Origin of the sequence: Rhizobium sp. NLR16a (assembly GCF_017948245.1) — a bacterium.
Classification (GTDB): Bacteria; Pseudomonadota; Alphaproteobacteria; order Rhizobiales; family Rhizobiaceae; genus Rhizobium.
This window is the reverse complement of sequence record NZ_CP072865.1, coordinates 1,520,993-1,543,914: the sequence shown is the minus strand read 5'-3', so window position 1 is coordinate 1,543,914 and position 22,922 is coordinate 1,520,993. Positions and strand designations below refer to the sequence as shown.

General features: G+C 61.8%; 20 protein-coding genes and 2 pseudogenes. 9 read left to right on the top strand and 13 right to left on the bottom strand.

All coding sequences use genetic code 11. The annotated features are described in order from the left end of the window. Positions 1–23: 23 nt before the first annotated feature. Genes J7U39_RS07320 through J7U39_RS07310 form a run of 3 tightly spaced genes read left to right on the top strand, consistent with a single transcriptional unit; the run spans position 24 to position 3,053 of the window. Positions 24–1,229, top strand: coding sequence for a multidrug effflux MFS transporter (locus tag J7U39_RS07320; RefSeq protein WP_210631619.1), 1,206 nt, complete (start codon positions 24–26; stop codon positions 1,227–1,229). A gap of 35 nt (positions 1,230–1,264) precedes the next feature. Beyond that, positions 1,265–2,545, top strand: a complete 1,281-nt coding sequence (locus tag J7U39_RS07315; RefSeq protein ID WP_210631139.1) for a multidrug effflux MFS transporter — start codon at positions 1,265–1,267, stop codon at positions 2,543–2,545. Positions 2,546–2,579: 34 nt separating this feature from the next. Continuing rightward, on the top strand, positions 2,580–3,053 hold the full coding sequence (locus J7U39_RS07310) for a GNAT family N-acetyltransferase (protein ID WP_210631138.1): 474 nt from the start codon (positions 2,580–2,582) through the stop codon (positions 3,051–3,053). Between the two features lie 43 nt (positions 3,054–3,096). Here J7U39_RS07310 and J7U39_RS07305 read toward each other — a convergent pair whose 3' ends face one another. The 10 genes from J7U39_RS07305 to J7U39_RS07260 form a co-directional block, all read right to left on the bottom strand. After that, positions 3,097–3,921, bottom strand: coding sequence for an inositol monophosphatase family protein (locus tag J7U39_RS07305; protein WP_210631137.1), 825 nt, complete (start codon positions 3,919–3,921; stop codon positions 3,097–3,099). A 33-nt stretch (positions 3,922–3,954) separates the two neighbouring features. Continuing rightward, a complete protein-coding gene (locus J7U39_RS07300) occupies positions 3,955–4,782 on the bottom strand; it encodes an inositol monophosphatase (RefSeq protein ID WP_210631136.1) in 828 nt (275 codons plus the stop codon). A 36-nt stretch (positions 4,783–4,818) separates the two neighbouring features. After that, entirely contained in the window at positions 4,819–5,703 is an 885-nt protein-coding gene (ttcA, locus tag J7U39_RS07295) for a tRNA 2-thiocytidine(32) synthetase TtcA (protein ID WP_210631135.1), read from the bottom strand. 58 nt (positions 5,704–5,761) lie between these two features. Next, the gene (locus tag J7U39_RS07290; protein WP_210631134.1) at positions 5,762–6,691 is read right to left on the bottom strand and encodes a glutaminase; all 930 of its coding nucleotides are present in this window, start codon (positions 6,689–6,691) and stop codon (positions 5,762–5,764) included. Positions 6,692–6,763: 72 nt separating this feature from the next. Then, on the bottom strand, positions 6,764–7,381 hold the full coding sequence (gene rpsD, locus J7U39_RS07285) for a 30S ribosomal protein S4 (protein WP_064685423.1): 618 nt from the start codon (positions 7,379–7,381) through the stop codon (positions 6,764–6,766). Between the two features lie 225 nt (positions 7,382–7,606). Further along, on the bottom strand, positions 7,607–9,118 hold the full coding sequence (locus tag J7U39_RS07280) for an ATP-binding protein (RefSeq protein ID WP_210631133.1): 1,512 nt from the start codon (positions 9,116–9,118) through the stop codon (positions 7,607–7,609). A gap of 127 nt (positions 9,119–9,245) precedes the next feature. Continuing rightward, on the bottom strand, positions 9,246–10,046 hold the full coding sequence (gene murI / locus J7U39_RS07275) for a glutamate racemase (protein ID WP_210631132.1): 801 nt from the start codon (positions 10,044–10,046) through the stop codon (positions 9,246–9,248). After that, positions 10,027–10,857, bottom strand: a complete 831-nt coding sequence (locus J7U39_RS07270) for an RNA methyltransferase (protein ID WP_210631131.1) — start codon at positions 10,855–10,857, stop codon at positions 10,027–10,029. Before J7U39_RS07270 ends, murI begins: the two co-directional genes overlap by 20 nt. A 4-nt stretch (positions 10,858–10,861) precedes the next feature. Continuing rightward, on the bottom strand, positions 10,862–12,901 hold the full coding sequence (locus J7U39_RS07265; protein WP_210631130.1) for an FUSC family protein: 2,040 nt from the start codon (positions 12,899–12,901) through the stop codon (positions 10,862–10,864). Positions 12,902–12,990: 89 nt separating this feature from the next. Beyond that, positions 12,991–13,533: a hypothetical protein gene (locus J7U39_RS07260; RefSeq protein WP_210631129.1), complete on the bottom strand. Its 543-nt coding sequence runs from the start codon at positions 13,531–13,533 to the stop codon at positions 12,991–12,993. Positions 13,534–13,726: 193 nt separating this feature from the next. On the opposite strand from J7U39_RS07260, the gene J7U39_RS07255 reads away from it, so the two are divergent. From J7U39_RS07255 to J7U39_RS07245, 3 genes are all read left to right on the top strand, one after another. Then, the gene (locus tag J7U39_RS07255) at positions 13,727–14,938 is read left to right on the top strand and encodes an NADP-dependent isocitrate dehydrogenase (protein ID WP_210631128.1); all 1,212 of its coding nucleotides are present in this window, start codon (positions 13,727–13,729) and stop codon (positions 14,936–14,938) included. Between the two features lie 69 nt (positions 14,939–15,007). Further along, positions 15,008–15,454: a GNAT family N-acetyltransferase gene (locus tag J7U39_RS07250; protein WP_210631127.1), complete on the top strand. Its 447-nt coding sequence runs from the start codon at positions 15,008–15,010 to the stop codon at positions 15,452–15,454. An 88-nt stretch (positions 15,455–15,542) separates the two neighbouring features. Continuing rightward, positions 15,543–16,169, top strand: a complete 627-nt coding sequence (locus tag J7U39_RS07245) for a glutathione S-transferase family protein (RefSeq protein ID WP_210631126.1) — start codon at positions 15,543–15,545, stop codon at positions 16,167–16,169. Between the two features lie 49 nt (positions 16,170–16,218). Here the strand turns inward: J7U39_RS07245 and J7U39_RS07240 are convergent. Beyond that, positions 16,219–16,617 (bottom strand): annotated as a pseudogene (locus J7U39_RS07240) (GyrI-like domain-containing protein); the annotation flags it as partial. A gap of 1 nt (position 16,618) precedes the next feature. Between J7U39_RS07240 and J7U39_RS31740 the strand changes: the two are divergent. Next, positions 16,619–16,729, top strand: a pseudogene (locus J7U39_RS31740) (LysE family translocator); the annotation flags it as partial. Positions 16,730–16,820: 91 nt separating this feature from the next. Here J7U39_RS31740 and alaS read toward each other — a convergent pair. Both alaS and recA read right to left on the bottom strand, forming a co-directional pair. Then, positions 16,821–19,475 carry an alanine--tRNA ligase gene (gene alaS / locus J7U39_RS07235; protein ID WP_210631125.1) on the bottom strand — a complete coding sequence of 885 codons (2,655 nt, stop codon included), beginning with the start codon at positions 19,473–19,475 and terminating at the stop codon, positions 16,821–16,823. Between the two features lie 155 nt (positions 19,476–19,630). Then, entirely contained in the window at positions 19,631–20,719 is a 1,089-nt protein-coding gene (gene recA / locus J7U39_RS07230; protein ID WP_011425583.1) for a recombinase RecA, read from the bottom strand. A 230-nt stretch (positions 20,720–20,949) separates the two neighbouring features. Between recA and J7U39_RS07225 the strand changes: the two genes are divergently transcribed. Then, complete coding sequence (locus tag J7U39_RS07225) at positions 20,950–21,894, top strand: carbohydrate kinase family protein (RefSeq protein WP_210631124.1); 945 nt, start codon at positions 20,950–20,952, stop codon at positions 21,892–21,894. Positions 21,895–21,983: 89 nt separating this feature from the next. Beyond that, on the top strand, positions 21,984–22,910 hold the full coding sequence (locus J7U39_RS07220; RefSeq protein WP_064806159.1) for a pseudouridine-5'-phosphate glycosidase: 927 nt from the start codon (positions 21,984–21,986) through the stop codon (positions 22,908–22,910). The last annotated feature ends 12 nt before the right edge of the window (positions 22,911–22,922 follow it).

Below are 22,922 nucleotides of genomic sequence, written 5' to 3'. Positions count from 1 at the left end.
CCGTGTCCGCGGGCCGCCTGCCCATGGGCAAGCGTGAGTTCATCGCGCTTGCCGCCTTCCTGATGGCCATCAACTCGCTTGCCATCGACATCATGCTCCCGGCCCTGCAGCAGATCGGCGCGAGCCTCGGCGTCGAAAGCGAGAATCACCGGCAGTTCGTCGTCTCGTCCTATCTGCTCGGTTTCGGCTGCGCCCAGCTGTTCTACGGTCCGCTCTCCGACCGTTTCGGCCGTCGCACACCGCTGCTGATCGGTCTCGTCGTCTATATCGTGTCCGCCATCGGAATCGTTTTCGTTCCCTCCTTCGCCGGGCTGCTGGTGCTGCGCTTCATCCAGGGCGTCGGCTCGGCCGCCACCCGCGTCATCACCATCTCCATCGTCCGCGACATCTATGGCGGCCGGCAGATGGCGGAAGTCATGTCGCTCATCATGATGGTCTTCATGATCGTGCCGGTCATTGCGCCGGGCACCGGCCAGGTCGTCATGTTCTTCGGCAACTGGCACCTGATCTTCCTCTTCATCGCAACAATGGCAACGGCGATCGGCGTCTGGGCCTATGTCCGCCTGCCGGAAACCCTGCATCCGCAGAATGTCCGCCCCTTCACCGCCCGCGCGATCTTCGGCGCCTTCAAGCTGGTGCTGACCAACCGCGTGGCGCTCTGCTACACCATCGCCAGCACCTTCATCTTCGGCGCGCTATTCGGCTTCATCAACTCCGCCCAGCAGATCTATGTCGGCATCTACGGCCTCGGCGTCTATTTCCCGTTCGCCTTTGCCGGCGTGGCGATCTTCATGTCGCTGTCGTCCTTCTTCAATTCCCGTTTTGTCGGCAAGCTCGGCATGCGCCGCCTGTCACACGGCTCACTCCTCGGCTTCATCGCCATCAACACCATCTGGCTGATCGTCCAGACGGCAAGCTCCGAGCCGATGCCGTTTGCGCTGTTTATCTCCTTCTTTGGCCTCGCCATGTTCCAGTTCGGCTGGATCGGCTCGAACTTCAATTCGCTTGCCATGGAGCCGCTCGGGCACGTCGCCGGCACCGCCTCCTCCGTTCTCGGCTTCATGAGCACGGTCGGCGGCTCCCTTATCGGCGCCGGCATCGGCCAGGCCTTCGACGGCACGGCGCTGCCGATGGTGGCCGGTTATTTTGCCGTATCGATCGTCGGGCTCGTCTTCGTGCTGATTGCTGAAAAGGGCCGCCTCTTCCATCAGCACAACCCGGCCGTTTGAATGGCCGGTCCCTTCCGCATCCAGGATTTCACCACATGACGCCGCCGCATAAACCGCACCAGGAAAACCAGGGTTCCCGCCGCATCGGCATGGGCTTCGGCGAATTCGTCGTCACCATCGCCATCATGACCGCCAGCATTGCCATGGCAATCGACAGCATGCTGCCGGCATTGCCCAATATCGGCCATTCCCTCGGCGTTACCAACACCAACGATGCCCAGCTCATCATCGGCGTGTTCTTCCTCGGCTTCGGCGTCTCGCAGATATTCTTCGGCAGCCTTTCCGACACATTCGGCCGCCGCAATATCCTGCTCGGTGGCCTCGCCTGCTATGTGGTCGCGATGTTTGCCGCTGCCGCAACAGCGAGCTTCGAAATGCTGCTCCTCATGCGCTTCGTTCAGGGCGTGGGCGGCGCGGCCGTGCGCATCACCACCATGGCCATCGTCCGCGACTGCTTCGGCGGCCGCGAAATGGCCCGCGTCATGTCCTATGTCATGATCGTCTTCATGATCGTGCCGATCGTCGCCCCTTCGGTCGGCCAGCTCATCATTCTCTATGCCAACTGGCACTGGATCTTCATCCTGCTCGGCGCCGTCGCCAGCATCCTGTTCGTCTGGGCTCTTCTGCGGCTGAAGGAATCGCTTCCTCCGGCAGAACGCCTGCCGCTGTCGGTCGGCTCGGTCGCGGACGGCCTCAGGACCGTGCTGACCAACCGCATCACCTGCGGCTACATGATCGGTCTGACCATGTTCACCGGCGTCATCAGCGCCTATGTGATTTCCGTGCAGCAGGTGTTCGGCGAGGTCTATGGCCTCGGTGACTGGCTGCCGATCGCCTTTGCGGCGACCGCCGGCGGCATTGCCGTCGCCAATTTCGCCAACGGCTTCTTCGTCCGCAAATTCGGCATGCGCCGGATCTCGCATGCCGCCCTGCTGATCTTCACGGCACTGTCGGCTCTCGGCTTCGTCATCGCCTTGGCGGGCACGCCGGATTTCACCACCGCCTATAGCATCTTCACTATCGTTCTGATGATGTTTGCGGTGATCGCCACCAATTTCACCGCCATCAGCCTCGAACCGATGGGCAATCTCGCCGGCACGGCGACCGCCATCACCGGCTTCGTCTCGACGACCTTCGGCGCTATTCTCGGCGGCCTGGTCGGCCAGATGTTCAACGGCACGGTGCAGCCGCTCTTCGGCGGATTCGCGCTGTTCGGTCTGGTGACGATCGCAGCCACGCTGTGGGCTGAGAACGGCAAGCTCTTCACCCATCCCGGCGACAGTCCGCAGCTCGATCCGGGCGCCGCCCATTTCTGAGGCAGGTGAACCGGATCAATTCAAGGCGGTCTTGATGGACGAGCGAATTCTGATCAGGCCTTATGCGCCGGGTGACGTGGACGCCACAATCGAGATTTTTCTGCGCTCCATCCGGGAAGTCTCGTCGAAAGACTATTCCGCCGCCGAGATCGAAGCTTGGGCGAAGGTGGAAGATCGCAGCCTATGGGCAAAGCGAAGGATGAGCAGACCGGCCTGGATGGCAGAGATCGCCGGAAACCCTGTGGGTTTTTCGGATCTCACCAGCGATGGGTGCGTCGACATGATGTTCGTGCACCCTGGCTATCAAGGGGTCGGCGCAGCAACCCGCCTATTGGGCCGGGTCGAAGAAGAGGCTCTCAGCCTGGGGTTTCGCCGAATACATACGGAAGCAAGCAGAACTGCTCGCTCGTTCTTTGAACGCAAAGGATTTCGCGTGATAACCCGGCAAATCGTCGAGAAGCGCGGACAGGGCCTGGAAAACTTCCTGATGGAAAAATTCTACGCCTGAATTGTCATTTGCGACCGGCTTTGCGACGGCCGGTCGCATAGATTTAGATGGTAACGACCTCACGCCGTAGCGTATCCCACGATGCCTTGTCGGGCGCAATCAGCAGTCCACCGTCGAGATGCTGCGGAAGGTAGGGCGAGCCGTCGAAGCGGGCGGCATACGCGCCGGCCTCCTGCGAGATCAGCGTGCCGGCAAGATGATCCCAGGGCATCAGCTTGTTGTACATCAGGTAATGGACGTGCCCGCCGGCAAGGGTGCGGTATTCGTGGGCAGCACAGCGGTAGTTGGTGAGGAAACGCACCTTGGCGAGATTGCCAAGGACCTCGGCACGCTTCGCCACCGGCAGGTAGCCGGTCGAAGCCATGCCAACCATCTGGTCGAGCGCGACAGGGTCGGCGACCTGCAGCCGCTGCGCCTCGCCATCCGGCCTGCGCAGCCAGGCACCACCGCCCTTCTCCGCCATCACCCAGTCGTCGCCCATCGGATCGTAGATAATGCCGGCAATGGTCTCGCCGCCTGAAATGACCGAGGCCATGACGCCGAAGGCCGGGATGCCGGCGGCGAAGTTGAACGTTCCGTCGACCGGATCGACTACGATCGCGAGATCGGCATCGGCAAGCCTGCCAAGCAGGGTCGGATCGGCCGCGACCGACTCTTCCCCGAGGAACAGCGCGTCCGGCCAGCGCCGTTGCGCTTCCGCCTTGATTATCCGCTCGGCCTGCTCGTCGGCCTCGGTGACAAGATCGGTTGCCTCGCTCTTGGCGCGCACTTCATCCCGACCGAGCCGGCGGAAGCGCGGCAGGATCTCGGCCTTCGCCGCGCGGCGCAAGAGATCGGCAAGAGCGGTCACGTCAACGCTTGTTGTCATATCAAATCCTCTCACTTCGGCCGAGGCCTTATATCAGATGCCGACGATCTCGCGCCTGATCAGCTGCCAGCTTTCCTTGTCAGGCGCAGAGATGATGCCGCCGACCGTCTCGCCCGGACGATAGGGCGTGCCATCGAATTTCGCCGTGTGGCCGCCCGCCTCCTGATGCGCGAGCACGCCCGCCAGGTGATCCCAGGGCATCAGCTTCGCGTGCCCGATGAAATGCATCTTGCCAGACGCGACCATCCAATATTCATAGGCCGAGCAGTTGAAAGCGAAGGTCATACGCGCCTTTGCCATGTTGGCGCAGATGCGCGAGCGATCGGGCTCTTCCATATGGCCCCACGACATGCCGCCGACCATCTGGTTCAAGGCGGCAGGCTCAGCCACCGTCAACCTGCTCGATTGCCCGTCCTGGCGCGTCAGAAAGGCGCCCGCCCCCTTGATCGCCGTCACCGTGTCGCCGAGAGCGGGATCGTGAATGATGCCGGCGACGGTCTCGCCCCTGACGGTAACCGCAAGCATCGTTCCGAAAACGGGAAGTCCGGCGGCAAAATTGAACGTGCCGTCGACAGGATCGATGACAAAGGCAAGCTCGGCATCGGCAAGCGCCGGCACCACCGATTTATCGGCGTCATAGGCTTCTTCGCCGACGACGAGTGCAGAGGAAAAGCGCTCTTTCAGGGCCGCGGTGATCCGGTGTTCGGCAAGCAGATCCGCCTGCGTCACCAGATCGGTTGCCGAGGTTTTTTCCGAAACATCCGTGTCGCCGAGGTTGCGAAAACGCGGCATGATCTCCGCACGCGCCGCCTCCTTTACGCATTCGCCGAGAAAGAGAATATCCTGATCTGAAATAGTCATGCGAATTGCTGTCCTTCATGCAAAGAGCCAGCCTGCTTAGCCGCCCTTTGATGAAGGATCGGTGACGCCAAGGCTGGAAAAGTCGAAGAGCTTCGGATCGAGCAGATGCGACGGGTTCACATGCGAAAGCGCCCGCAGCATCGTGTCCTTGCGTCCAGGCATGCGCCGTTCGATATCGGCGAGCATGTCCTTCATCGCATTGCGCTGCAACCCGTCCTGGGAGCCGCAGAGATCGCAGGGGATGATCGGGAACTGCATGGCGACGGCGAACCTGGCAAGATCGTCCTCGGCGGCATAGGCGAGCGGCCGAAGCACCATCAGGTCGCCCTCGTCGTTCAGAAGCTTTGCCGGCATGGAGGCAAGTCGCCCGCCATGAAAGAAATTCATGAAGAAGGTTTCCAGAATATCCTCACGGTGATGGCCGAGCACCAGTGCGTCGCAGCCCTCCTCCCGCGCGATCCGGTAGAGATTGCCGCGCCGCAGCCGCGAACAGAGCGAGCAATAGGTGGCGCCTTCGGGCACCTTTTCCTTCACGATCGAATAGGTGTCGCGATATTCGATCCGATGCCGGACGCCGATCTTCGTCAGATAATCCGGCAGCACATGCTTTGGAAAGTTCGGCTGTCCCTGGTCGAGATTGCAGGCGATAAGCTCGACGGGCAGCAGCCCGCGCCATTTGAGATCGAGCAGCAGCGCCATGAGACCGTAGGAATCCTTGCCGCCGGAAAGGCCGACCAGCCAGCGTTTCTGCCCCTTCAGCATGTCAAAGTCATCGAAAGCCTCACGTATTTGCCTGAGCAGGCGCTTGCGCAGCTTGTTGAAGGAGACCGAACGTGGCGCATCGGCAAAGAGTGCCGGGCCGGCGCCGTCGTCGATTTCGCCAGTTTCCGGATCATCAGCGATGTTGGCTGCGATATTCATTGCTCCGTCCTATCGAAGGTCTGCCTGCCTTAGCAGAAAGTCATCCGGCAACACAGCCTCAATCGCCGAAAACCGACCAGCCGGTGCGGGCCGCAAGCATCTCAAGCGCCACGGCGCCAAGCTGCGAATTGCCGACCTTGTTCAGCCCCGGCGACCAGACCGCGATCGAGGCAATGCCGGGCGCTACCGCAAAAATGCCGCCGCCGACGCCGCTCTTGCCGGGCAGGCCGACATGATAGGCAAAGTCGCCCGAACCGTCATAATGGCCGCAGGTCAGCATCAATGCATTGATGCGCCGCGCCCGCTTCGGCGAGACCACGGAATGACCGGTCATCGGATTGCTGCCCCGCGCCGCCAGGAACAGCCCGGCGCGGGCCAACTGCTCGCAGCTCATCGCGAGCGCGCACTGATGGAAATAGACGCCGAGCACGTGATCGACGGGATGATCGAGATTGCGATAGGCGCGCATGAAATTGGCAAGCGCAACATTGCGGTAGCCGGTCTGCGTTTCCGACCGCGCCACCCTGTCGTCGATGGTGATCGACTCGTCATCGGCGAGATAACGCACGAAACGCAGCAGCTCGCCGATCGCCTCGCGCGGCGCATGGCCGGCCATGACAACGTCGGTGACGGCGATCGCGCCGGCATTGATGAAGGGATTGCGGGGAATGCCGCTCTCGTGTTCGAGTTGCACGATCGAATTGAAGGCCGATCCCGAAGGTTCGCGTCCGACGCGTTTCCACAGTCCCTCGCCGACCTTGCCGAGGGCCAAGGTCAGCGTAAAGACCTTGGATATGCTCTGGATCGAAAAGGCGATATCCGCATCGCCGACACGAAAGACCTGACCGTCGACGGTGACGATCGCCATGCCGAACTGCCGCGGGTCCACCTTGGCAAGCTCGGGAATATAGTCGGCGACCTTGCCCTCGCCGATACGCGGCAGGATATCGCTGTAAATGCTATCGAGGGTCGCCTGCAAATCCGCCATCGCTTCTCTCCGAATAACAAAAAAGCCGCCCGGAAGAGCGGCTTTTCTATATGCGAAAACGCCTGGTTTTTGTTAACGCGAATAGAATTCGACGACCAGATGCGGTTCCATGACGACCGGGAACGGAACGTCGCTGAGGGTCGGAACGCGGCCGTAGGTGGCGACCATCTTGTTGTGATCGACTTCGATATAGTCGGGAACGTCGCGCTCGGCGAGGCTGACGGCTTCCAGAACAGTCACGAGCTGCTTCGACTTTTCGCGAACTTCGATGACGTCGCCGGCCTTGCAACGGTAGGAACCGATGTTGACGCGGACGCCGTTGACGGTGACGTGGCCATGGTTGACGAACTGACGGGCAGCAAAGACCGTCGGAACGAACTTGGCGCGATAGACGATCGCGTCGAGGCGCGATTCCAGCAGACCGATCAGGTTTTCCGAGGTGTCGCCCTTGCGGCGGGCGGCTTCTGCGAAGATCGCGCGGAACTGCTTCTCGCGCAGGTCACCGTAGTAACCCTTGAGCTTCTGCTTGGCGCGCAGCTGCACACCGAAGTCCGACAGCTTACCCTTGCGGCGCTGGCCGTGCTGGCCCGGGCCGTATTCGCGGCGGTTCACCGGGGACTTCGGACGACCCCAGATGTTTTCGCCCATACGGCGGTCAATTTTGTATTTGGACGATTCGCGCTTGCTCATCGTATTTCCTTTCAAATGTTTATGGCGGCTTGTTGCCAAACCGTGCGAAGGAAACACGCCCTCCTCTGACCTCTGCCGAGGCCTGACAGGATGTTCCGGTTACGCGAACAGGAACGATCCACGGGACATGTCAAATGAAACACCGGACATTGCTGCCCGGTGCTTGGCGCGGTCTTTAGAGGCCTGCTATGAAAATGTCAACTGAGCCAAAGCCCGAAAACGCCACTATTCCGCAGCCAGAGGCTGATCGCCCGTATCCGGCGCGTTGGCGTCGCCTGGAGCCGTCTGACAATTCATGTCGGGAAACGCCACAATGCGCTTGCCGGAGAAATCCGTATGCACGACGACGATACCCTGCTCCTCGAAATAGCCGAGCAGGCGCCGCGCGCGCCGCGCCGAATGTGTGCCATAGGCGCGGGCAATGCGCGCATCCGACGGGCACGCCTCAGCGCGGACGGCGGCCTTGGCCAGCATCAGGAAGACACCCTGCAAATCGTCGGTGACGCCCGCCGACAGCGACAGCGCCGTCGCCCACTCATCGCTTGCCGCTGTTGCCGCATCGACGCCAGAGCGCGAGATCGCCACGCGCCGGCGGAAATCCGGCAGCGCGATCGGCGGCCCCGGCACGCGGCGCATGCGCAGCCGGACAAGAAAGTCCTGATAGAGCACGGAATCGGTGCGGAAGGCGGATGCGGGATCGTCGAGTATTTCGGCAAGCACACCGGCAAGGCGCTCCTCCCGTTCCTCGGCGGAGATCTCCGCCTGGCTCGCCCTCGTCTCCACCGGCGCTGGGGATGTGGCTGGCGCTGAGCGCGAGAGTTCGGCCAGGATATCGGTCGTCGGTCTCGGCGCCGGCGGTGTGCGGCGCACGAGCGGGCGCTGAAACTCTTCCGGGTCGGGCGTGAAGATCAGGTCCTCGACATCCTGCGGCGCATCCGGCAGCGGCATCAGCTTCGGGCTCGATGAGCGCGCCGAGGTCTCCACCGCGCCGATCTGGATCGGCAGCGGCCGGCGCGACAGGGCCGGCCCGAGAGCGACGAAATTGCCGCGCTTCAGATCGCGGAACATTTCCGCCTGGCGCCGATCCATGCCGAGCAGGTCGGCGGCGCGCGCCATGTCGATATCGAGGAAGGTGCGGCCCATCAGGAAGTTCGAGGCTTCGGCCGCGACGTTCTTGGCGAGCTTCGCGAGCCGCTGCGTTGCGATCACCCCGGCAAGCCCGCGCTTGCGGCCGCGGCACATCAGGTTGGTCATCGCGCCGAGCGACATCTTGCGCGCATCCTCCGAAACGTCTCCGCCGACCGACGGCGCAAACATCTGCGCCTCGTCGACGACCACGAGGACAGGATACCAATATTCGCGATCGGCATCGAACATGCCGTTGAGGAAGGCGGCAGCCGCGCGCATCTGCTGCTCGATATCGAGGCCCTCGAGCGTCAGAACGCAGGAAACTCGATGCTGCCGGATGCGGTTGGCGATGCCTGCCAGTTCCGCCTCGGTGCGCTCGCCGTCGACGACCACATGGCCGAACCTGTCGCTAAGGGTGACGAAATCACCTTCGGGATCGATGATGACCTGTTGCACCCATTGGGCGGACTGCTCGAGCAGGCGGCGCAGGAGATGCGATTTGCCGGAGCCGGAATTGCCTTGCACGAGCAGACGGGTCGCCAGCAACTCCTCGATATCAAGTGTCGCCGGAGCGCCGGACGCCAATCCCATATCGATGCCAACCTGCAATGCTGATCCTCGCGGCGAAGAGACTCACATGAATGAAGCGCCATTCTTCCGAAACGGCAACGCTCCGTCTATCAAAGAATGGACAGTTTTTCAGGGCCGATTTCGCCAACCCACAGGACAATTCCGCTCATGCCCTCAAGCCGAATCCCTGCATCAGCCGCCGCGTCGCAAAATCGGGATTGCCTGACATGAAGACTGCAAAGTCGAAATTATCAGGATGCACTGCATCGGCAACCAGCGGCACCAGCGTGCGGGCGCGCCGCGCGATTGCCTCGGCTGGATCGAGCCAGTCGACCGGCCAGGGCGCAAGGCGGCGGAAAAGATTGGCCATGAAAGGATAGTGTGTGCAGGCAAGCACCACGATATCTGTCTTCTGGCCGCCCTTCTCGACGAAGCACTGGTCGATCTCGGCAAGCACCGCCTCGTCGGAGACGGCGTCACCACGAATATAGGCTTCGGCCATGCGCGCAAGGTTTTCCGAGCCGACAAGCCGCACGTGGCATTGCTGCGCGAAGGACTGGATGAGGTCGCGCGTATAGGCGCGCTTGACCGTCCCCGGCGTCGCCAGCACCGAAACCAAACCTGAGCGCGTCCGCTCCGCCGCCGGCTTGATCGCCGGCACTGTGCCGACGAAGGTCATCTGGGGAAAGGCGGCCCGCAGGTCGGCGCCAACGAGCGTGAAGGCGGTGTTGCAGGCGATGATACAGACTTCTGGATCGTGCTCCTGAAGCAGCTTGCCGAAGAGCCCGATGATGCGCTCTTTCAGCGCCTGCTCTTCCCACCCCCCATAGGGAAAGCCCGCATCATCAGCGACATAGATGAAGCCGCGTTCCGGCATTAGCACACGCACCTCGCGCAGCACGGTCAGCCCGCCTATGCCTGAATCAAAGATGAGGACGGGTTTCAGCTCATTGGTCGGCGCTGTCATCGGTTGGCGCTTCCTTGCCGGATCTGGTGAAACCGCCTTTGCGCGGACTGTTTCGCGAAAAGCGATCGAGGGAGGAGATGACGCCGCGCAGCACGCTGATTTCCTGTTCCGTGAAGGCCCGGCGGGAGAGAACAGCGCGAAGGTTGTCCACCATTTTCGGCTTTTTCGAGGGCGGATGGAAATAGTTGCGCGAATCGAGCGCTTCTTCCAGCTGGTCGAACAGGCCGAAGAGCTGCTCCTTTGTGGAAGGCCGCTGCCCGAGCGCCTGGAACGGCACGGCTTCCAGATCTTCCATGCCGGACTTCATCCATTCATAGGACATCAGAAGCACGGCCTGAGCAATATTCAGCGACGCGAAGGCGGGATTCACCGGGAAGGTCACGATCTCGTCAGCCAGCGCCACTTCCTCATTGGTCAGACCCCAGCGCTCACGACCGAAGAGAATGCCCGTTGCCTCGCCTGCCCGGAACTTTGTGCGCAGCGTTTGCGCGGCAAAGACCGGGGAGCGCACCGGCTTATAGTTGTCGCGGCTGCGCGCCGTCGTTGCATAGACGAAATTGAGATCGGCGATTGCCTGCTCCAGCGTGGCGTAGACCTTCGTCGCTTCGATCACGTGATCGGCCTTGGAGGCGGTCGCCTGCGCTTTCTCGTTCGGCCAGCCGTCGCGCGGATTGACGAGACGCAGTTCGGCCAGGCCGAAATTCGCCATGGCGCGTGCCACCATGCCGATATTCTCGCCCATCTGGGGCTCGACCAGAATGATGGCCGGCCCTTCGGCCACAAGTTGACGCTCGCTGTTCGTGCCTGCCATAGTCTTATCCCTGTTTCGAGCGCGCAATAGCCTCGCCCGACGCAAACGGCAAGGTGTCTGCCTGCGGATAGAGCCTTTCCAGCGCCGAACCGATCATCTCGAGCCCCACCCGGGCGCCTTCTCGCGACACTGGCAAATGCCGCCCTGTCGTTCGCGACGCCTTGCGCCTGACGAAGAAACAAGCAGAGCCGCGCGGCGCCGCGTCAGCAATCAACGCGAGATCCGCCGCGATCAGCCTCTTCTGATCATTGTCGGCAGGCGGTGCTTCGTAGCTCCTCGCCAGGATCCGCGCCCAATAGGTGCAGGAAAGAAAGATCGCCAATGTCTGGCGGATCTGGCCGGGCCGCGTCACCACCGACCAGGAGGAGCCAAGCGGGCGAGCCGCCACCGTCACGTCGCGATAGCAGGCGTCGATCTTCTGCGACAATTCGATCAACTCGAAACCGCTCTTGCCCGCGCCGATTGCGCCTAGCAGCTCGCGCAGCGCCTGGAACCAACGGGCGAGCGCCGTATCGAGCGCGCTACGCGTGCGCGCCGGGAAAACGACGAAAGCGACTGCCGTTCCGGCCGCCGCGCCGATCATCGTCTCCCCGATGCGCAGTTTGAGCAGATCGAGCGTCAATACGCCGGTCATGCCGTAGACCAGACAGAGCACGATCGAAACGAAGAAGGTCATCGTCGCGTAGGAAACCTGCAGGAAATAGAAGGCGAGAAAGATGCCTATGGCCATGACCGGAATAGCGACACCGGGCACGCCCGAAATCAACGTCGCCAGGAGGAGGCCCATGGCGATGCCGAACACCGTGCCGAGCGAACGCGATAACGCTTTCATGGCTGTATCGCCGCGCGAATTGGTGTTGGTAAAGACAAGGAAAGAGGCAAGCACCGCCCAAAACCAGCGCTCGCGCGACAAGAGCAAACCAAAGCCCATGGCGATCGCCGAGGCGAGCGTGATCTGCAGCGCTGAACGCAACAGCGGATTGGCCAGCGAAAAATCGATCGCCTGAACTTGCGCGGTATCCTTGGCCGCATCAATGCCGGAGAAACCGGATGCCCGTCCCTTGTTGATCGCCTCGACCAGTTGCCGCCGCGCTTCGCCCAGCCAGAGCAGCGCCCGTACGGTTTCGCCCTGCGGCTGATCCTTGATGGCCTCGGCCATTCCCTCATATCTTTTGAGTTCCGCCGCCTCAGCCTCGATCACCGCGTGAACGAGTGCAAAGGGCGGTGGACTCTGGAAGCTCAGCACGATAGCGCTTTCGGCGGCAAGATGCGCGTCGAAGAGCCGGATCGCCAGCTCCGCAGCGGGATCGGAAGCGCCGTCGAAGACGCCCGCTGATGGGCGCGGGATGAAGGTCTCGGCCATCAGCACCACTTCCTTCAGCCGGTCTTCCAGCTGGCGCAGTTCCTGCCGATCGGCATCGCCGATGTCGCCACTGGCGGCAAGGGCAGCGAGCTTGAAGAGGATCTGATTGATCCGCCCGCTGACACTTTCGAGCGAGCGCAGCAGATCGCGCCGCCAGTCATCAGGAAGAAGCACCACCCTTACCACATGGCCGACAAGCACGGAGACGACCGGCCCGATCGTCACCTCGGGCAATTCGGCAAGCAGCGGCTGGAAATAGGCCCCCATGAAATAGGAGGTGAAGGCGAACATGCCGATCGCAAATCCGCGCGGTCCGAACACGCGGCCCGCCGATGCGAGCAGGATGATGACGAGAAAAACGAGATCGGAAAGAACGCGTTGATCCTCGAGCCCTGCGGCAATGGCGACGACAGCAAGGCTTGCGGCGCAGCCGAACAGCCGCGTCACCAGCTGGCGCGCATTGCCCCTATCGCGCACCGCCACCCCACCTTCGATCGACAGCACGATGCCGAGGCCAAAGGCCGCCGTCGGCAGCGGCAAGATGAAAGCTTTTATCGCAAGCAGGGTCAGGAACACGAGGACGATGGTCAGCGTCACCCGCGAGGCCATGCGCAGGCGCGAAAGCGCCGGATCATTGGCAAGCAGCCAGTCGCGGAACTGAAAACGGGAAAACAAATGCATGAGCCCCTCATGCCATGAAGCATCGATAGATACCGCCGCCGGAGCGGAAATCAAACCGCTGACACGCCAATGCCGATCGAATGTCGCGCTTACTCGCCCTTGGCGATCAGCACCATAGTCTCCTTGAGCGAGGTCGGCCCCTGCCCCTCGTCACCCTGAATCATGATGTCGTCGATGACGGATTTGCCGTTCTCCTCAATGACCTCGAAACGCACAGTCGTGAAGTCATCCTTGTTAGGTGCGCCTTCCATGCAGGTCGCCGCCTTGAATTTCACCGTCACCTCTGTCGTGCCGTTTGCCGGCTGACCGCCTTCGATGGAAAGGTCCTGCAGCGGACAGGCATCTTGGCCGTTGACGATTACGTCATAGTCGAAGGGCGAAATGCCATCCTCGTCGGTGGCCGGGTTCTGGGCGGCTGCCTTGTATTTGTCGCCGAAGTCCTTGCTGTAGAGCCGGCCGAGCACGCTTTCCTCGAAAATATCGATCCAGTCGCTGACATCGCTCGCCCAGTTTGTCTGCGTGTCCTTCATGATTTCCTTGACCGGCTCAGTCGCATCGGCCGCAAGCAAAAGGCCAGGTGCAACAGACACGGCGACAACGAGGCCGGCGAACAGAACGGCGATCTTCTTCATGGCAAAATGTCCGGGACTCGGTCGGGCTTATGCCGCGGAGGTTAGCCATTTTCCGGCCCTTGGCAATGGCGGCAAAAACGTCATGTCCCTGCCCGTTGCAGCTTTGCGTTCCCGGCTCACAATGCTATAGCGCTCCGGATTACATCACCCAGCCGGGGCAACCGCCCCATTCCAAGCTTAACGAGGCAGATACATGAAGAAGATCAAGGTCGCCAATCCCGTCGCCGATCTCGACGGCGATGAAATGACGCGCATCATCTGGCAGCTCATCAAGGATAAGCTGATCCATCCGTATCTCAACCTCGACATCGACTACTACGACCTCTCGGTCGAAAACCGCGACGCCACCAACGACCAGGTCACCGTCGACGCCGCCAACGCCATTAAAAAGTACGGCGTCGGCATCAAGTGCGCGACCATCACGCCCGATGAAGCCCGCGTCAAGGAATTCAACCTCAAGGAAATGTGGAAGAGCCCGAACGGCACGATCCGCAACATCCTCGGCGGCGTCATCTTCCGCGAGCCGATCATCTGCCGCAACGTGCCGCGCCTGGTTCCCGGCTGGACCCAGCCGATCGTCGTCGGTCGTCACGCTTTCGGCGACCAGTATCGCGCCACCGACTTCAAATTCCCCGGCAAGGGCAAGCTGACGATCAAGTTCGTCGGCGAAGACGGCACGGTCATCGAGAAGGAAGTCTTTAACGCTCCGGGCGCCGGCGTTGCCATGGCCATGTACAACCTCGATGAATCGATCCGCGAATTCGCCCGCGCTTCGATGATGTACGGCCTGATGCGCAAGTGGCCGGTCTACCTGTCGACCAAGAACACCATCCTCAAGGCCTATGACGGCCGCTTCAAGGACATTTTCGAAGAAGTCTACGAGACCGAATTCAAGGACCAGTTCAAGGAAGTCGGCATCACCTATGAACACCGCCTGATCGACGACATGGTCGCTTCGGCCCTGAAGTGGTCTGGCGGCTACGTCTGGGCCTGCAAAAACTATGACGGCGACGTCCAGTCCGACACGGTTGCGCAGGGCTTCGGCTCGCTCGGCCTGATGACCTCGGTTCTGCTGACGCCCGACGGCAAGACGGTTGAAGCCGAAGCCGCTCACGGCACGGTGACCCGCCATTACCGCCAGCACCAGAAGGGCCAGGAAACCTCGACGAACTCGATCGCCTCGATCTTCGCCTGGACCCGCGGCCTCGCGCACCGCGCCAAGCTCGACGACAATGCCGAACTCGCCAAATTCGCCTCGACGCTGGAAAAGGTCTGCGTCGATACCGTCGAATCCGGCTTCATGACCAAGGACCTGGCGCTGCTCATCGGCCCCGACCAGCCGTGGCTCTCGACCACCGCCTTCCTCGACAAGATCGACCAGAACCTGCAGAAGGCCATGGCGTAATCAGGTCTTTTCGGAATAGCATTGACGGCGGGGATTTCCCCGCCGTTTTTCGTTTTGGGAGAATTGAAAATGACGGCGACCGTGCGCCCGCTCCAACCCTCTGACCGCGCCGCCTGGGAGCCCTTATGGGCGGCTTACCAGCGTTTCTACGAAGTAGTCATCCCGCCTGAAACCACGGACCTCACCTGGGGCCGCTTCCACGATCCCGACGAACCGATGCACGCGCTCGGCGCCTTCGACGAAGACGGCCGCCTCGTCGGCATCGCCCACGCGATCTTCCATCGCTCCTGCTGGCTGCCGCAATGGACCTGCTATCTGCAGGACCTTTATGTCGAGGACAGCCAACGCGGGCTCGGCAGCGGAGCCGCGCTGATCGAGGCTGTCGCCGGGCTGGCACGGCAAAACGGTGCCGGCCGGCTCTACTGGATGACCCATGAAGGCAATGTCACCGCCCGGCGCCTCTACGACAGGATCGCCGAACGCTCGGGGTTCATCCAGTACCGCAAGGCGCTTTGAACGCCGGGGGTTGCACAAGGATCTTGCCGCTCTATTGATTCTGCCGAGCGGGAAACGCCTGAAATAATCGCTACACGATGAGGATGTCATGACCGAAGAACTGGTATTCTATACCAACCCGATGTCGCGCGGACGCATCGCGCGCTGGATGCTGGAGGAGATCGGGCAGCCCTATCGCACCGAACTCCTGACCTTCGGTGAAACCATGAAGGCGCCGGAATATCTCAAGGTCAATCCGATGGGCAAGGTGCCGGCGATCCGTCACGGCAACACCATCGTCACCGAATGCGCAGCGATCTGCGCCTATCTTGCCGAAACCTTTCCGGAAAAGGGTCTGGCGCCGAGGCCGGAGGAGCGCGCCGCCTATTACCGCTGGTTGTTCTTTGCCGCCGGCCCTCTTGAATCGGCGGTAACGATGAAAGCGCTCGGCTTCGAAATTCCCGCCGAACGCCTGCGCATGGCCGGCTGCGGCGGTTTCGGCGACGTCATGAACACGCTCGAAATGGCCGTCTCCGGCTCGACCTATGTCACCGGCGAACGCTTCACCGCCGCCGACGTCTATGTCGGCGCCCATATCGGCTGGGGCCTCGGTTTCGGCAGCATTGAAAAGCGCCAGGCCTTCATCGATTATTTCGGCCGCATCAGCGAGCGGGAAGCCTACAAACGCGCCAATGACCTGGACGACGAGGCCGGCAAGACGATGCAGGCCGCCTGACGTTCAATCCGGCGCGACGGCCAAGCCGCCGCGTCGGGGATGTCCGCCGTCAGGCGAGCGGCATGTGAATATCCGTCATCAGTTCGGTCGGCGGCACCTCGCGCGGGTTGTTCAGATACTCCTCGAACATGATGCTGTCCTTCAGCTGCCGTCCTGACTTTGGCAGCCACTCCGCGTAGAGCCACTGATAGGCCTTATACATGTCGGCATAGGGACCTTTGTGGCGTAGCACGGCATAGTCGCCACCGTCGAAACTGCGCCGCTCGAACGGCGCCTCGGCTGGAACGTCCGAACCACTCGTGACGCAGGCGATCGAGCGCAGCTTCTCAGCCGGCACGATGTCCGGGTCATCGACATAGACGCCGATCATCCGCATAGCGGGTCTGCCAAGGCCGCGGGCGTAAAGTGTGCCGAACAACGTCTCGAAGGCTTTGCCGATCTGCATGTAGATCCGTTCACGACTTGGCTCGATGCGCCGTTTCCCGAAACTGCCGCAATATATGCTCGCAACAGTCTTTACCGGGCTCGCGTGCCGTTTCGCACTGCAGACGAGAAACTGACCGCCGCCGCCGCGCAGCGAAAACAAAACCGGCTGCGAAATCCAAGATCTCGCAGCCGGCTGCTCTTTCAAACAGTTCTCACGCTCGACGATCAGCCTGCAAGTGCCGCTGCAACAGCCTCGAGCGCCTCATCAGCCTTGGCGCCGTTCGGACCGCCGGCCTGCGCCATGTCGGGACGTCCGCCGCCGCCTTTGCCGCCGAGGGCGGCCGAGGCGACACGCACCAGATCGACAGCACTGAAACGCTCAACGAGATCCGGCGTCACCGCAACGACGGCGCTCGCCTTGCCATCTTCGGATACACCGATCAGCGTCACGATGCCGGAACCGATGCTGGCCTTGCCGTCATCGGCAAGACCCTTCAGGTCCTTCGGATCGACGCCGGCCACGGCCTTACCGAGGAATTTCACTCCAGCGACCTCGCGCACCGCATCGGCAGAGCCGCCCTGCCCGCCGCCCATGGCGAGCTTGCGCTTGGCGTCGGCCAGTTCCTTTTCGAGCTTGCGGCGCTCGTCCATCAGCGCTTCGACGCGCGACAGAACTTCCGAAGGCTGCACCTTCAGCGAGGCAGCGAGCGTCTTCACGCGATCATCCTGCTCGGCGAGATATTCGCGCGCCGATTCACCGGTCACCGCTTCGATACGGCGAACACCGGCGCCGACGGCGCTTTCGCCGAGGATGTGCACGAGGCCGATCTGACCGGTCGCCGACACATGCGTGCCACCACAAAGTTCGACCGAGTAAGGCCTGTTGCTTTTTGCGCCGTGCAGACCCGTGCCCATCGAAACGACGCGCACCTCATCGCCGTATTTCTCGCCGAAGAGCGCCATCGCGCCTTCGGCGATCGCGTCGTCGACGCTCATCAGGCGGGTCGTGACGGGCGCATTCTGCAGCACGATCTCGTTTGCCATGTCCTCGACCACCTTCAACTCCTCGGCCGACATCGGCTTGGGATGCGAAACGTCGAAACGCAGGCGCTCGGGCGCAACCAGCGAGCCCTTCTGGGCAACGTGGGTTCCGAGCACTTCGCGCAGCGCCTCGTGCAGCAGGTGGGTTGCCGAATGGTTGGCGCGCAGACGCGAACGGCGTGCATGGTCGACAGTCAGAACGACAGCATCGCCGGTCTTGAAGGCACCTTGGACGACGGTGCCGGTATGCACGAAGAGGCCCTCGCCCTTCTTCTGCGTGTCCGATATCTCGATCTTGCCGTGGTCCGAGGAGATGACGCCGGTATCGCCCATCTGACCGCCGGATTCTCCATAGAACGGCGTCTGGTTGACGACGATCTGCACCTTGTCGCCGGCCTTGGCTTCGTCGGCAACGGCGCTGTCTTTGACGATCGCCTGCACCACGCCTTCAGCGCTCTCTGTGTCGTAACCGAGGAACTCGGTTGCGCCATGCTTTTCCTTAAGCTCGAACCAGACGGTTTCGGTTGCCTTCTCGCCGGAGCCGGCCCAATGCGAGCGGGCTTCGGCCTTCTGGCGCTCCATGGCATCGGTGAAGCCCGCGATGTCGACGCCGATCTCGCGAGCGCGCAGGGCGTCTTGCGTCAGGTCGAGCGGGAAGCCGTAGGTGTCGTAAAGCTTGAAGGCGGTCTCGCCATCCAGCATGTCGCCCTTGCCGAGATCTGTGGTCGCATCCGACAGCAGCGACAGGCCACGCTCCAGCGTCTTGCGGAAGCGGCCTTCTTCAAGCTTCAGCGTCTCTGAGATCAGCGCCTCGGCGCGCACGAGTTCCGGATAAGCGCGGCCCATCTCCTGCACCAGCGTCGGCAGCAGCTTGTACATCAGCGGCTCCTTGGCGCCGAGAAGCTGGGCGTGCCGCATGGCGCGACGCATGATACGGCGCAGCACATAGCCTCGGCCCTCATTCGACGGCAGCACGCCGTCGGCGATCAGGAAGGCCGAGGAGCGCAGATGGTCGGCGATGACGCGGTGGCTGGCACTGCCTTCCGCCTTGACTCCTATCGTGTCCTCGATGGTGCCGGTCAGCATGCGGAAAAGATCGGTATCGAAGACGCTCTGAACGCCCTGGAGGATGCAGGCCATGCGCTCCAGACCCATGCCGGTGTCGATCGACGGACGCGGCAGCGGATTGCGAACCCCCGGCTCGGTCTGCTCGAACTGCATGAAAACCAGGTTCCAGAATTCCAGGAACCGGTCACCGTCTTCCTCGGGCGAACCGGGAGGGCCGCCCCAGACATTCTCGCCCTGGTCAATGAAGATTTCCGAGCACGGGCCGCAGGGGCCGGTATCGCCCATCTGCCAGAAGTTGTCGGAGGTCGGGATGCGGATGATCTTGTCGTCGGAGAAACCGGCGATCTTCTTCCACAAAGCCGCAGCTTCCTCGTCTTCGGAATAGACGGTCACCAGCAGACGATGCTTCGGCAGGCCGAACCCTTCGGTCACCAGCTTCCAGGCAAGCTCGATCGCATTCTCCTTGAAATAGTCGCCGAAGGAGAAATTGCCGAGCATTTCGAAGAAGGTCAGGTGACGCGCGGTATAGCCGACATTGTCGAGGTCATTATGCTTGCCGCCGGCGCGCACGCACTTCTGCGAGGTTGTCGCCGTCGCATAAGGACGTTTTTCCAGGCCGGTGAAGACGTTCTTGAATTGCACCATGCCGGCATTGGTGAACATCAGCGTCGGGTCGTTGCGCGGCACGAGCGGACTGGACGGAACGATCTCGTGGCCGTTCTTCTTGAAATAGTCGAGGAAGGTCGACCGGATATCGTTCACGCCGCTCATTCTATGCCCTTCAATGCTGCCCGAGGCCGGTAAATACAAATCCATCGGCTTTTAACGTTCGCCTCCGCCACTGTCCAGCCGACAAACAAAACCGGCCGCATTCTGATAAGGGAATGCAGCCGGCTGAGATATCAGATCAAGTTCAAGCGCGAAAATTACATTTCCGCGGCGGCATCGCCGTCATCGGCATCCGGACCGCCATTCTGCAGGAAACGATCGGCGATCAGGCCGGCATTCTGGCGCAGCGCCAGCTCGATCTCCCGAGCGAGATCCGGATTGTCGCGCAGGAAGGTTTTGGCGTTTTCGCGGCCCTGGCCGAGACGCTGGCTGTTATAGGAGAACCAGGCGCCCGACTTCTCGACGATACCGGCCTTGACGCCGAGATCGACGAGTTCGCCTGTCTTCGACACGCCTTCGCCATACATGATGTCGAACTCGACCTGCTTGAAGGGAGGCGCCATCTTGTTCTTGACGACTTTGACGCGGGTCTGGTTGCCGACCACCTCTTCGCGCTCCTTGACCGAGCCGATGCGGCGAATGTCGAGGCGCACGGACGCATAGAATTTCAGCGCATTGCCGCCCGTCGTTGTCTCCGGCGAACCGAACATGACGCCGATCTTCATGCGGATCTGGTTGATGAAGATCACCATGCAGTTCGACTTGGAGATCGAAGCGGTCAGCTTGCGCAGCGCCTGGCTCATCAGGCGGGCTTGCATGCCCGGCAGGCTGTCGCCCATCTCGCCTTCGATTTCGGCGCGCGGCGTCAGCGCGGCGACCGAGTCGACGACGAGAACGTCGACGGCGCCGGAGCGCACCAGCGTGTCGGTGATTTCGAGCGCCTGCTCGCCGGTGTCTGGCTGCGAGATCAGAAGGTTCTGCAGATCGACGCCAAGCTTGCGGGCATAGACCGGGTCGAGCGCGTGTTCAGCATCGACGAAAGCGCAGATGCCGCCCTTCTTCTGCGATTCCGCAATGGTTTGCAGCGCAAGCGTTGTTTTGCCCGAGCTTTCCGGCCCATAGATTTCAATGATACGGCCCTTCGGCAGACCGCCGATGCCGAGCGCGATATCAAGACCAAGCGAGCCCGTCGAAACCGTCTCGATCTCGACAACGTTCTCGTTGGAACCGAGTTTCATAATCGAGCCCTTGCCGAACGACCGCTCTATCTGTGAGAGTGCCGCTTCAAGCGCCTTGCTTTTGTCCACCGATTTGTCCTCTACCAGCCGCAATGAATTCTGAGACATCCGATCCACCTTTAGGTTATTGAAGCCGCTCAAGCAATGTCGAGTTTGTACCCTATTTGTTCCATTCCCGCAATAGGCGTACAAACATTTGAAAGAAAAAGGTAAAACGGCCCGTGTTCTACATTTGTTTTATCAATGCAAAGCAACGGCTTAGGCCTTATGAGCCGGCTTTGTCGCAGCCAGGCGGACCGCTTCGATTCGCCTTTCCCGGGTTATGAGAAGCGGGTGAGTTGATGAAAAAGATTCTCGCTCTCGGCGGCGCCCATATCGACAGGCGTGGCCGCATCTCCGGCGAAACGGCGCCAGGGGCCAGCAACCCCGGCACCTGGTTCGAGGAGCCGGGCGGCGGCGGTTTCAATGCGGCGCGCAACCTTGCAAGACTGGGCTTTCACGTGACGATGATCTCGCCGCGCGGCGGCGATCCCTTCGGCGAAATGGTCGGCGAAGCCGCCGATTTCGCCGGCATCGACGATCGGCCCTTCGTCTTCCTCGACCGCAAGACGCCGAGCTACACAGCGATCATCGAGAAGAACGGCGACCTCGTGATCGCCCTTGCCGATATGGATCTCTACCGCTTCTTCGTGCCGCGGCGCCTGTCCATCCGCTGGGTGCGCGAGGCCTTCGCCGCGCATGATTTCATTCTCGTCGACGCCAATCTGCCGGAAGAGACGATCGCGGCGATCGTCGCCAAGGCGAACTCCCTGGCCAAACCCGTCGCGGCCATCGCAATCTCGCCGGCCAAGGTGGTCCGGCTGAAACCCTGCATCGCGGATATCGACTATCTGTTCCTGAACGAGGCCGAAGCCGCTGCCGTTACCGGCGTGCAGCCGGAGGATTTGGGCGGTTGGCCGCCGCTCCTGAACGAGATCGGCATCAGAAACGCCGTGGTCACCCGCGGCCGGCGTGAGCTTGTTGCGATTTGCAAAGACCGCGCCGTGGCGCTGCAGCCGCCAATCGCCGACACCGTCGCCGATGTCACGGGCGCCGGCGATTCCCTTGCCGCCGGCACGCTCGCCGCCTTGATATTTGGCCTGCCGCTTGAGGAGGCCATTCGCCACGGCGCGGCGGCGGCAGCGCTCACGGTGCAGTCCCGGCACGCCGTCAACGAAAATCTGACGCCGGATCTCTTGAACGAGGCACTTGCCCTTGTTCCCGAGGTCAGAATTCTACATTGAAGCGACTGAATTAAAGAGTTGAGCATGATGCCGTTCGAAAACCGCCCACGCTTTTCGGTTTCATGCTCCGCCGATCACAGGACAAGATCATGACCAAGCCCATCTCCCCTCTTCTGCCGATCGCCTATTCGAAGGAGGTCGCCAGCGCCAAGCAGCGCGGCGCACCGCTGGTGGCGCTGGAATCGACCATCATCACGCACGGCATGCCCTATCCCGGCAATATCGAAATGGCGCGCAGCGTCGAGACGATCATTCGCGAACAGGGCGCCGTGCCGGCAACGATCGCGGTCATCCACGGCACGCTGCATATCGGCCTTGAAGCTGCGCAACTGGAGCAGCTTGCCAAGGCAACTGAGGTGATGAAGGTGTCGCGGGCCGATCTCGCCTTCGCGATCGCCGAGCGCCGCACCGGCGCCACCACGGTCGCGGCGACGATGATCGCGGCGGCCCGCGCCGGCATTCGTGTCTTCGCCACAGGCGGCATCGGCGGCGTGCATCGCGGCGCCGAGGAAAGCTTCGATATATCAGCCGATCTCGAAGAGCTCGCGCGCACCGGCGTTATCGTCGTCTGCGCCGGCGCCAAGGCAATCCTCGACATTCCAAAGACGCTTGAAGTGCTGGAGACGCGCGGCGTGCCCGTGGTCACCTATGAGAGCGAAGAATTCCCAGCCTTCTGGTCGCGTTCATCAGGTATCCGCAGCCCGCTCTCGCTGAACAGCCCGGCGGCCATCGCCAATTTCCAGACGGTGCGCGAACAGCTCGGCATCGACGGCGGCATGCTCGTCGCCAATCCGGTGCCGGAAGCCGACGAAATCGCGCGTGAAGAGATGGAAATCTATATCGAGCGGGCACTTGATAGCGCCGAGCGCGACGAAGTGACCGGCAAGGCGGTGACGCCTTATCTGCTCTCGACCATCTTCGACCTGACGGATGGTCAGAGCCTGAAGACGAACATCGCTCTGGTGGAGAACAATGCAAGGCTTGCGGCGGAGATTGCCGTGGCTTTGGGTGAGTAATTTTTGACGGCC